Annotated in this window: 9 protein-coding genes and 1 tRNA gene; 1 reads left to right on the top strand and 9 read right to left on the bottom strand. The window is 58.8% G+C overall.

The window, feature by feature from the left end:
* Positions 1–459: 459 nt before the first annotated feature.
* The 5 genes from tyrS to FHE74_RS02155 form a co-directional block, all read right to left on the bottom strand.
* Positions 460–1,734 carry a tyrosine--tRNA ligase gene (tyrS, locus tag FHE74_RS02175; protein ID WP_425456312.1) on the bottom strand — a complete coding sequence of 425 codons (1,275 nt, stop codon included), beginning with the start codon at positions 1,732–1,734 and terminating at the stop codon, positions 460–462.
* Positions 1,735–1,736: 2 nt separating this feature from the next.
* Positions 1,737–1,940 carry a Trm112 family protein gene (locus FHE74_RS02170; protein WP_139464777.1) on the bottom strand — a complete coding sequence of 68 codons (204 nt, stop codon included), beginning with the start codon at positions 1,938–1,940 and terminating at the stop codon, positions 1,737–1,739.
* A 62-nt stretch (positions 1,941–2,002) separates the two neighbouring features.
* Positions 2,003–3,445: an argininosuccinate lyase gene (argH, locus tag FHE74_RS02165; protein ID WP_139464776.1), complete on the bottom strand. Its 1,443-nt coding sequence runs from the start codon at positions 3,443–3,445 to the stop codon at positions 2,003–2,005.
* Positions 3,446–4,642 (bottom strand): argininosuccinate synthase, encoded by a 1,197-nt coding sequence (locus tag FHE74_RS02160; protein WP_139464775.1) that lies wholly within the window; start codon positions 4,640–4,642, stop codon positions 3,446–3,448.
* 87 nt (positions 4,643–4,729) lie between these two features.
* Positions 4,730–5,227, bottom strand: coding sequence for an arginine repressor (locus FHE74_RS02155; protein WP_139464774.1), 498 nt, complete (start codon positions 5,225–5,227; stop codon positions 4,730–4,732).
* Between the two features lie 150 nt (positions 5,228–5,377).
* Between FHE74_RS02155 and FHE74_RS02150 the strand changes: the two genes are divergently transcribed.
* Positions 5,378–5,453 (top strand) — tRNA-Arg (locus FHE74_RS02150).
* 169 nt (positions 5,454–5,622) lie between these two features.
* On the opposite strand, the gene arcC is transcribed toward FHE74_RS02150, so the two are convergent.
* From arcC to arcD, 4 genes are all read right to left on the bottom strand, one after another.
* Complete coding sequence (arcC, locus tag FHE74_RS02145) at positions 5,623–6,558, bottom strand: carbamate kinase (protein WP_139464773.1); 936 nt, start codon at positions 6,556–6,558, stop codon at positions 5,623–5,625.
* 117 nt (positions 6,559–6,675) lie between these two features.
* Entirely contained in the window at positions 6,676–7,674 is a 999-nt protein-coding gene (gene argF, locus FHE74_RS02140) for an ornithine carbamoyltransferase (protein WP_139464772.1), read from the bottom strand.
* A gap of 135 nt (positions 7,675–7,809) precedes the next feature.
* The gene (locus FHE74_RS02135; protein WP_139464771.1) at positions 7,810–9,057 is read right to left on the bottom strand and encodes an arginine deiminase; all 1,248 of its coding nucleotides are present in this window, start codon (positions 9,055–9,057) and stop codon (positions 7,810–7,812) included.
* Positions 9,058–9,172: 115 nt separating this feature from the next.
* Entirely contained in the window at positions 9,173–10,663 is a 1,491-nt protein-coding gene (gene arcD / locus FHE74_RS02130; RefSeq protein ID WP_218973312.1) for an arginine-ornithine antiporter, read from the bottom strand.
* Between the last annotated feature and the right edge of the window lie 262 nt (positions 10,664–10,925).

Below are 10,925 nucleotides of genomic sequence, written 5' to 3'. Positions count from 1 at the left end.
AAAACATGAGATGGTGAAACGACCAGGAAGCAACCAGTATGAATGAAAAATATCAACATGCCGGCCCACCCATTGACGGGGTAGAAAAACAGGCCAGCACATCCATACTTGTGCACATCACCACAACAAAGCGATGATGCTGTTATTGGCACACTATTGAGTTCTCACACAACACACGCACACCACCGAAAACCAGTCACAACAACCAATCACGATGGAAGCCTGAGTGAAACTACAGTAACCAACCAACCCCAGTCAAACCGTTGCTGGAAAGTTCACTGAAAATTTCTTCCGCCACCTGCATGTAACCTTTCGGTCATCTCTGCGCGGCGACTTGGATTACTTTAGACCACCACCCCAGAAACACGCAAGTTGCACCATGCGCTGCAGTTTCGTCCGCGTAGACATGCCAAAGGCCCTTCAGCAGACCGACTGTCGCTGAAGGGCCATTGTGTGCTTCTAGGCAGTTACGCGTACACCCGCGAAGTTCTTCTTGCCCTTACGCAGGACGAGCCACTTCCCGTGGAGCAGGTCTGAAGCGCTCGGCTCCCAGTCTTCTTCGGTGACGCGTTCATTATTGACGTAAGCGCCACCCTCTTTCACCGCACGCCTCGCGTCGCCATTGGACTTTGCCAATCCAGTAGCAACCAGAAGGTCAATGATCGAGCGGGGATCGCCTTCCTTGATATCAGCGACCGAAGTCTCGGAAACTGCGGATTCCAGTGTGCTTTCGTCAAGATCCTGAAGCTCAGCCTTTCCGAACAGTGCTTGGGAGGCGAGCTCCACGGCGGCCGTCGCTTCTGCGCCATGAACGAGCGTCGTTAGTTCTTGCGCTAGACGACGCTGAGCCTCACGCTTGTATGGCTCTTCGGCGACCTTGATTTCTAGATCTCGGATTTCTTCTTCCGACAGGAAGGTAAACCACTTCAAGTAGTCGACAACAACGGCGTCACCCGCGTTGATGAAGTACTGGTACCAGGAGTACGGAGAGGTCTTCTCTGGATCCAGCCACAGCTTGCCACCACCAGTGGACTTGCCGAACTTCTTGCCCTCGGCATCAGTGACGAGCGGAACGGTAAGTCCGTGAACACGCTTTTGGTTAACGCGACGGTTCAGGTCAACACCAGAAATGATGTTGCCCCATTGATCACTGCCACCGATCTGCAAGACCGCCCCGTATTCACGCTGCAAGTGCACGTAATCGTGTGCTTGCAGCAGCATGTAGGAGAACTCGGTGTAGGAAATGCCGTCATTTTCCAGACGACGCTTCACCGTGTCGCGGTCGAGCATGACGTTGAGTGAGAAGTTCTTACCAAGATCGCGCAGGAACTCGATGGCGCTCATCCCGCTGAACCATTCAGCGTTGTTTACCATGACAGCTTCGTTGTCCTGGCCACTGTCAAAGCTCACGAAACGACGAAGCTGCTGCTTGATCTTATCGACGTTGGTGGCAATCACTTCAGAGGACAGCATCTGACGCTCGCCCACGTCGCGAGGATCACCGATCATTCCGGTTGCACCACCCGCAAGGGTGATAGGACGGTGACCGAATTGCTGGAATCGTGCCAGCATGATTAGCGGGACGAGATGACCAGCGTGAAGGGAGTCACCGGTTGGATCGAACCCGCAGTAAAGCGAGATCGTGCCGTTGCACTCCTCCTTGAGCGCCTCAAGTTCGGTGGATTGATTGATCAACCCACGCCAGGAAAGCTCGTCGATGATGTTTTGTGCCACTTTTACTCGACCTCCTCTTGGTCGCTGGTACCGGTGCCCGGCCATTCTTCAGCTTCGTCGATAAGCATTACTGGGATTCCGTTGTCGATGCGATAGGCGATCCCTCGGCGGGTGTTAACTAACACCTGCTCGTCTTCGCGATACTCCAACGGCCCGTGGTCAATGGGGCACACCAGTACGTCGAGCAACTTGGGGTCAAGACTCATGGGGCCGATACTACCGCCCCACCGTTGATCTGAAGTTCGGCAGGGCGGGCGGAGGACCTATTCTAGACGCCGCGCACCGGCGTCTGAGCCCAACCGCGGGACTGCGCTAACTTCGCAGCTGCGCGTTGGCGCTGCTCCGTAACACGAATGGGGGCTGTTCCTCCGCGGGTGGCACGGGACGCTACTGCGCCATCAATTGTGAGGACCTCCCGTACTTCGGGTGTGAGACGCGGATCCACAGACGCCAAGTCTGCGTCGGAGAGCTCGTTGAGCTCAATGCCACGCTCCTCTGCGATGCGGACACAGGCGCCCGAAGCCTCGTGCGCTTCGCGGAAAGGCACGCCTTCTCGGACCATCCACTCGGCAAGATCTGTTGCCAAGGTGAACCCCGCCGGCGCGAGCTCCCGCAGGCGCTCCGGATGGAATGTCAGAGTCGATACGAGGCCAGTCATCGCCGGCAAGAGCAGGCGAAGCTGAGCCACCGAATCGATCACGGGCTCTTTGTCTTCCTGCAGGTCACGGTTATACGCCAAGGGCTGCGCCTTGAGCGTGGCCAGGAGTCCCGTGACGTTGCCGATCAAGCGGCCTGTCTTTCCACGGGTCAGCTCAGCGACGTCGGGGTTCTTCTTCTGGGGCATGATCGACGACCCGGTTGACCAGGCGTCGGCAAGCGTCACATACCCATACTCCGGGGTGGCCCAATAGACGATCTCCTCAGCCAACCGAGACATATCCACCGCGATCTGAGCGAAGACGTAGGCTGCCTCGGCGGCGAAGTCACGCGCAGAAGTGCCATCGAGTGAGTTCTCGGAGGCCGATTCGAAGCCCAGCTCAGCCGCAATAGCATCTGGATCCAGTTGTAAGGACGAACCAGCCAGGGCTCCGGAACCGTAGGGCGATTCCGCCAGCCGGGTGTCCAGATCCTGGAGTCGACTGATATCGCGCAACAACGGATGCACATGAGCCAGCAGTTGGTGGGCAAGCAGAATCGGCTGGGCGGCCTGAGAGTGGGTCTTACCCGGCATGATGTCCTCGGGATGTGCTTCCGCCTGCGCAACTAGGGCATCGCCCAGATCGCAGACGTCGGCGGCTACGTCCCGGATAGCATCTCGCAACCACAGCCGAAATAGCGTTGCTACCTGGTCATTGCGCGACCGCCCCGCCCGCAGACGTCCACCGACGACCGGGCCAACCCGTTCAATGAGTCCACGCTCCATCGCACCATGGACGTCCTCATCTGTGGGCTCGGGACCAAAAGTTCCAGAGGCGACGTCTTCACCAAGCTGATCGAGCCCCTGCAACATGGTCTCAAAGTCCTCGTCAGACAAGAGACCAGCGTTGTGCAACACCCGCGCGTGTGCCTTGGAAGCCAAGACGTCGTAGGGCGCGAGCACCCAATCGAAGTGAGTGGACACGCTCAGTGCTGCCATTGCCTCCGCGGGTCCGCCGGAGAACCGCCCGCCCCAAAGAGCACCTTCGTTAGTCCCGTGCGTGGTGTCAGTCATTTACGCCTCCCGATCCCGCTTGTTAGCAATCTGCGAGGACAAGCCGTGAAGCTTGACAAATCCCTTCGCCAGAGTCTGGTCGAACGAGTCACCAGAGTCATACGTCGCCAGGTTGAAGTCGTAGAGCGAGTGGTCGGAGCGCCGTCCAGTAACGGTGGCCTTGCCAGCGTGCAGCACCATCCGAATGTCTCCGGTCACATGCTCCTGGGTCGACTCGATGAAGGCATCCAGAGAACGCTTGAGAGGGCCGAACCACAGGCCGTCGTAAACCTCTTCCGACCACCGGGCGTCAACGAGCCGCTTGTAGCGAGCAAGTTCGCGCTCAACTGTGACGGCCTCCAGTGCTTCATGGGCCCGGATCAGGGTCATGGCTCCCGGCGCCTCGTAGATCTCGCGGGACTTGATGCCAACGAGCCGGTCCTCGACCATGTCCAGCCGGCCAATGCCCTGGGCACCGGCCCGCTCGTTGAGCTCCTGGATCGCCTGCAATGTGGTCACCGGCTTGCCGTCGATGGCCACCGGTGCTCCACCCTGGAAAGAGATCGTGATCTCATCGGGAGCATTGCCCAGGTCGGGCTCCTCGGTGTAGGCGTAAATGTCCTTGGTAGGAGCATTCCACAGGTCCTCGAGGTAACCAGTCTCAATCGCCCGGCCCCATACGTTCTGGTCGATGGAAAACGGCGAGGATGCTGTCTGCTCAATAGGCAGATCGATCTCCTCAGCAAATGCAATAGCTTTGTCTCTGGTCCAGGCATAGTCACGCGCAGGCGCAACAATTTCTAGGTCCGGATGAGTATTCAAGAAGCCAACCTCGAACCGAACCTGGTCGTTGCCCTTTCCGGTACAACCGTGGGCCACGTGTGTACCACCGTGCGCTTTCGCGGCCTCAACCAGGTGCTTGACGATCAGCGGCCGGGAAATCGCAGAGACCAGCGGGTACTCCTTCATGTAGAGGGCGTTGGCCTTAATCGTCGGCAAGCAGTAGTCATCGGCGAATTCGTCCTTCGCATCGATCACGATGGACTCAACCGCACCGCAGTCGAGTGCCCGCTGCCGCACCGACTCCATGTCCTCGCCGCCCTGACCTAAGTCGAGGGAAACAGCTACGACTTCGGCTCCAACCTTTTGAGCCAAGTACGGAATTGCCACAGAGGTGTCCAGGCCACCGGAGTAAGCGAGCACAATACGATCAGTCATGGAATTACCTTTCACAAATTAGGCAGAACGAGAATAAGGCCCTAGGGCCGAGGCCGCACGCCACAAAACGAGTCAAGGTGGCGCGGCTTAAACAGCCTCGGCCTTCCTTCGTCGCACGCTCACTGCCTTCAAAAATTGCTCGCTCGACTGCTCGTTGCGCAGGAGCACCAACACCGTGTCATCACCAGCAACGCAGCCCACAACAAGAGATCCCGCAAGATCGTCCACGAAGCTTGCCAGGTACTCCCCTGCCCCCGGAACAGTCCGTAGCGTGACAAACACACCCTGGGAATCCACGTCAACTGCGAGGTGAGAAGTCATTTCGCGGAGCTTGACTACCGCGTCTGCCCCCTCCAAAAGCGGGGCTTGTTCCTCCCCGTCCACGGTGTAATAAGCGGGACCGGACTCCGGCTTCACCTTGTGAGCCTTGAGAGCGACGAGGTCCCGGGACAACGTTGCCTGGGTTGTCTTGAAACCGTCACGACGCAACAAAGCAGCGAGATCAGCTTGCGAGGAGACACGAATCTCCCCGAGGATCTCGCGAATCCGCCGGAGGCGGGCAAAACGCGTCGATTGGCCAGACATAACTACGACCGTAGCAAATTATGCATGTAGCTACAACTTATACGGACGTGGGAAGGATAATGCCGGCACCTCCACGCGCCCACAACCCCGCGCGACCACGCGATTTGGTTCGATTCATCGCCCGGACGTATCATTCAAAACGTACCGCAAGCGCCCGTAGCTCAACGGATAGAGCATCTGACTACGGATCAGAAGGTTGGGGGTTCGAATCCCTCCGGGCGCACCATTCCCCCGGCTCGCTTTTAGCGCAGCCGGGGTTTGTGCTTTTCGACGCCCCCCTCGCAGCCCTCCTGGTGTCCTCCGAGGGAACGGGAATGCAGACGAGAAATGGGCCGACCACGCTACGCGCGTCAGCCCATCTCCACGTGTGCGGCCAAGCAAGCTGGCCTGGTTAGTTACGCCGTAATCGACGTACCTGCGGTGCCGCTGATAGCATCGCCTGCCTTCTCCAGGGAGGTGACGATCGCGGTACGGTCCGCGTGGCCCTCGACGAAGTTCAGGCAGGCCTCAATCTTCGGCAGCATGGATCCGGGTGCAAACTGTCCGTCGGCGATGTGACGCTGGGCCTCGGCCACGGTCATCTCCGAAAGCTCCTGCTGATCCGGCTTATTAAAGTTGATGGCCACCTTTTCCACAGCGGTGAGGATAACCAGCTTATCGGCACCGATCTGGTCAGCCATGAGCGCAGCCGAACGATCCTTATCGATGACAGCGGGAACACCCTCGAGAACACCGTCGTGATCAACGACCGGGATTCCACCGCCACCGGTGGAGATGACAACGACTCCCGACTCCACGAGCTGCTGGATGGTCTCAGCCTCAACAATCTTCTCAGGAACCGGAGAAGCCACCACCCAGCGCCAACCACGGCCGGAGTCCTCGACGAACTTGTGACCGGTCTCGGCCTCGATCTTCTTGGCCTCTTCCTCGCTGAAGAAAGCACCCACTGGCTTAGTCGGGTTGGAGAAAGCTTCATCGTCTGCGTTCACCAGAGTCTGGGTGATCACAGATACGCAAGGCTTGTTCAGCTTGCGCTTGGTGAACTCGTTCTCGAGGGCCTGCTGGAGGTGGTATCCGATGTAACCCTGCGACATGGCGGATGCCTCTGGGAACGGCACCTCGGGGGTTCCGCCGCCCTTATTAGCAGAGAAGTCGGTGGCCACCTTGATCATTCCGACCTGCGGACCATTGCCGTGGGTGATGACAACCTCGTGGCCTCCCTCAATGAGGTCCACGATGGCCTTACCGGTGTTCTTGATCAAGTCCAGCTGCTCCGCCGGAGAGTTTCCCAGCGCGTTTCCGCCGAGCGCAATAACAACACGATTGCCCATGATGAGTACTCCTTCCAGAGTATGGAATTAGAGGTAAAAAAGAATTGTGGAAGAACAAAGGGGCCCCACGCGCTTGACGTACGGCCCCTTTCTTAGCCTTTGAGTGAGCGCAGCCTCTTACTTGAGGGTGGCGTACATAATGGCCTTGATGGAGTGCATGCGGTTCTCAGCCTCGTCGAACACGCGGGAACGCGGGCCCTCGAACACCTCGTCGGAAACCTCCATCTCGTCGATTCCGAACTTCTCGGCGATCTGCTTGCCAACGGTGGTCTTGGTGTCGTGGAAGGACGGCAGGCAGTGCATGAAGATGGCGTCCTTGTCGGCCTTGTCCATGACCTCCTGGGTGACGCGGTACGGCTCGAGCAGCTCGATGCGCTTCTTCCAGAGCTCGTCGGACTCCTCGCCCATGGAGACCCAGATGTCGGTGTAGATGACGTGGGCGCCAGCGGCAGCCTCGTCGACGTTCTCGGTCAGGGTGACGGAGCCACCCTCCTGGGCTGCGATTTCCTTGCACTGGTTGACCAGGTCCTGCTCAGGCATCTGATCCTTCGGGCCACAGGCAACGAAGTGCATTCCGAGCTTGGAGCACACGACCATGAGGGAGTTGGCCACGTTGTTCTGGGCGTCACCCATGAACACGAGCTTGAGGCCCTTGACACCCTGCGGGAAGTTCTCCTCCACCGTCATGATGTCGGCGATCATCTGGGTCGGGTGGAACTCGGTGGTCAGGCCGTTCCACACCGGAACGCCAGCGTTGGCAGCGAGATCCTCAACGATCTCCTGGGCGAAGCCACGGTACTCAATACCGTCGTACATGCGGCCCAGAACGCGGGCGGTGTCCTCGATGGACTCCTTCTTGCCCATCTGGGAGGAGCCCGGATCCAGGTAGGTCACACCCATGCCGAGGTCCATACCGCCAACCTCGAAGGCGCAACGGGTACGGGTCGAGGTCTTCTCGAAGAGAAGAACAATGTTCTTGCCCTCGAGGTAGCGGTGCGGGGTGCCCGTGCGCTTCAGGTCCTTGAAGTTGCGGGACAGATCCAGGAGGTAGCGAATCTCGTTCGGGGTGTAATCGAGGAGCTTGAGGAAGTTACGGCCGCTCAGGGAAACAGGCATGATAGGAACCTTTCGGTGAATGTGCACGAAGTGCTGTTGGTTGTTGTCTATTGAGTTGTGACGAGAATCGCCGCGTGGGCGGCTCCCGTACGTGTTGCCCCTAGGGCCCCTTCGTGGGGCCCTAGGCACCCGCCTTTAGTAGTTAACCGGCTCGCGAACGATCGGGCAGGTCATGCAGTGTCCGCCGCCTCGGCCGCGACCCAGCTCACTGGAGCCGATCTCCAGCACCTCGACGCCGGCGTCGCGCAGCTTCTGGTTGGTGAGCAGGTTGCGGTCGTAACCGAGAACCACGCCCGGTTCCAGGGCGACAACGTTGTTGGCGTCGTCCCACTGCTCACGAGCAGCTGCGTAGGAGTCGCCACCGGTCGGGACGACGGTCATGTCCTTGATACCCAGGGCATCCGACACCACGTCGATGAAGTGACGGTCCTCGGAGCGGATATCCAGCTTCTCCGGGTCATCGGTCGGGCGCAGGATGATCGGGCGGATGGTATCCACCACGTCCTTGTACACGGTGATCTTGTCCAGGTCGAGGAAGGAGAAGACAGTGTCCAGGTGCATGGATGCGCGATCCGGAGCCATTGCGCCGACGATGACCTGCTCAGCAGCACCTTCCTTGAAAAGGTTGCGTGCCAGCTGGGATACACCCTGCCAGGTCGTGCGCTCGCCCATACCGACCAGGACGGTGCCCTTTCCAACCGGCATGATGTCGCCACCCTCGATGGTGGCCAAGCCATGGTCCTCGTCGTGGTCGCCGTACCAGAAGGAGAAGTCCTCGTTGGCGAAGCGCGGGTGGAAGTGGTAGATGCCGCGAACCAGCTGAGTCTCCTGGCGACGAGCCGGCATCATCATCGGGTTGAGGGAGACACCGCCAAAGATCCAGGCGGAGTTGTCACGGGTGAACTGCGTGTTCGGCAGCGGGCTCAGGAGGAAATCTTGCGGGCTGTGGGCGTTGCCCAGCTGGTTGGTGATGCCGTTGCCCAGGTCGGAGGGCAGCTCGCCGTAGGGCAGGCCACCGATGAGGTAGTTAGCAGCCTGCTCGCGGGGCAGTTCCTCGAACCAAGCGCGCAGCTCGTCGTTGACGGCCGGGCCCACCATCTTCTCGCTGAACTTACGGTCGAAGATGAACTTGCGGCCTTCATCAACCTCGAGGGTCTCGGCCAGAAGCTGAGTCATCTCGAGAACCTCGATGCCTCGCTCCTCCATCTGGCGGCGGAAGTTTGCGTGGTCTTCGCGGGCACGCTCAACCCAGAGGACGTCGTCGAAAAGCAGTCCCTCGCAGTTGGACGGGGTGAGGCGCTCGTGCGCCAGACCAGGAGCACAGGTCATGACGGTGCGGAGCTTGCCAACCTCGGACCAAGCACCAATCGGGGTATCAGACATGATTTACGCTTCCTTCCTTGAAGGTAATGAGTTGGGAATGTTCTTTTTCAGTTATTCCGGGCCCCACTAACCCCGCCATTCGCACACACCGGAGAGGTTGGGTGGGACGAGCTTGTTACACGAGAGCGATATTGCCGTTCGCGATCTGGATGACTGCTGCGATGGATCCGACTACCAGGACTCCGAGAATGATCCACTCGTAGGTCTTGAACCAGTTCCGGTCTCCCTTCTCCCTCTTAGCCCAGATGTAAACCAGAGCGCCGGGGAGGTAGATCAGTGCCGACAGCAACAGGGTTGATATTCCAGCTGCGTACAGCAGCCAGATTCCGTAGATCGTTGCGACGATGGAGACGATCAGGTTGTTGCGGCGTGCACCGCGGGAAGATGCGTCGTAAGTTTCGCCCGAGATGGTGAGCTTGAGGGCGTATGCCGCCGTCAGGAAGTACGGGACCAGAATCAGCGCGGCGGCCAGCGTGGCCATCAGCAGGTAGACGTTCTCGGAGAAGAACGAACCGATCAGGATGATCTGCGTGATGATGTTGGTGACCCACAGGGCGTTCGCCGGAGCGCCATTCTTGTTGGCCTTGCCGAAGAACGAGGGCAGCGTTCCATCCTGTCCCGGGACCATGAGCGTCTCGCCGGAGAGCAGGATCCACGCCAGCAGCGCACCCAGCAAGGAGATGATGACGCCAGCGGAGATCAGCCAAGCACCCCACTGCGATCCGACTGCCTCAGCCAGGATGTCTGCCATCGAAGCGTCCGGGAGGCCCGCGACCTCAGCGCGCTGCATGATGCCCAGCGAGAGGAGATTGACCGCAACCAGGAGGGCGAGGACGAAAAGGAATCCAAGGACGGTGGCCTTACCGACGTCCGAGCGCTTGCGTGCACGCTTGGAGAAGATGTTGGCGCCCTCGATACCGATGAACACCCACACCGTCACCAGCATCATGTTCTTGGTTTGCGTAACGACGCTTCCCAAGCCTCCATCCAGGCCCCAGAAGTCCGTCATAAAGAGGTCGAACTTGAAACCGATTGCCGTGATGACGATGAACATCACGATGGGGATGATCTTGGCGATCGTGGCAATGGTGTTGATGAAGGCTGCGTTCTCCACTCCCTTGAGAATCAGGAAGTGCACAACCCAGAGGAGCACTGATGCACAGATGATTGCGAGGACCGTGTTGCCACCGGTGAAAGCCGGGACGAACTTGCCGATCGTCGAGAAGATGAGGATGAGGTATCCCACGTCGCCGATGAGGGCGGAGAGCCAGTATCCCCAGGCGGAGTTGAAACCGACGTAGTCGCCGAATCCGGCTCGTGCGTAGGCATACACTCCGTTATCAAGCTCAGGCTTGCGATTGCTCAAGAACTGGTACACGAAAGCCAGGCAGATCATGCCCAGGCCAGTGATCGCCCAACCGATGAGGATGGGGCCAGCGGCGGCCGATACCGCGATGTTTTGCGGGAGCGAGAAAATGCCGCCGCCAATCATGGAACCCACAACGAGGGCGAAGAGGGAGATGAACGGAAGCCCTCCCTGGACACCGCCTTCCTTGTCGGAAGTCGCCGTCGACCCGGCACCGGTGGAAACATCTACTTTTTCCACGACGGTCCTTTCTACTTAATGCGCGGTAACGCGCAATTCGTGGTCACATTACGGCCCGATGGGGCCAAGTTGGCGCTGGTCATAAACCCTTTTTGTCAACTTTCGAGAACCCCTCGAACACCCATAACTATATCCGAGGATCAATGAATAGTTCAGGCGAACAATATCTGCATTTCCGCAGGTAGTAATAATATTCTGGGCACCGTATGGCTAATTGCATAGAGAATATTCCAGAATTTTTAGACTCCCCCATCGCTGCACG

This window comes from Corynebacterium tapiri (genome assembly GCF_006334925.1).
GTDB lineage: Bacteria > Actinomycetota > Actinomycetes > Mycobacteriales > Mycobacteriaceae > Corynebacterium > Corynebacterium tapiri.
Note: the sequence above shows the minus strand (reverse complement) of the source record. Positions and strands in the feature narration are given on the sequence as shown.

What these genes read in the sequence shown, in the direction of transcription:
- FHE74_RS02170 (WP_139464777.1), bottom strand. Translation starts at nt 1,940, where the DNA reads ATGAGTCTTGACCCCAAGTTGCTCGACGTACTGGTGTGCCCCATTGAC.
- argH (WP_139464776.1), bottom strand. Translation starts at nt 3,445, where the DNA reads ATGACTGACACCACGCACGGGACTAACGAAGGTGCTCTTTGGGGCGGG.
- FHE74_RS02160 (WP_139464775.1), bottom strand. Translation starts at nt 4,642, where the DNA reads ATGACTGATCGTATTGTGCTCGCTTACTCCGGTGGCCTGGACACCTCT.
- FHE74_RS02155 (WP_139464774.1), bottom strand. Translation starts at nt 5,227, where the DNA reads ATGTCTGGCCAATCGACGCGTTTTGCCCGCCTCCGGCGGATTCGCGAG.
- arcC (WP_139464773.1), bottom strand. Translation starts at nt 6,558, where the DNA reads ATGGGCAATCGTGTTGTTATTGCGCTCGGCGGAAACGCGCTGGGAAAC.
- argF (WP_139464772.1), bottom strand. Translation starts at nt 7,674, where the DNA reads ATGCCTGTTTCCCTGAGCGGCCGTAACTTCCTCAAGCTCCTCGATTAC.
- FHE74_RS02135 (WP_139464771.1), bottom strand. Translation starts at nt 9,057, where the DNA reads ATGTCTGATACCCCGATTGGTGCTTGGTCCGAGGTTGGCAAGCTCCGC.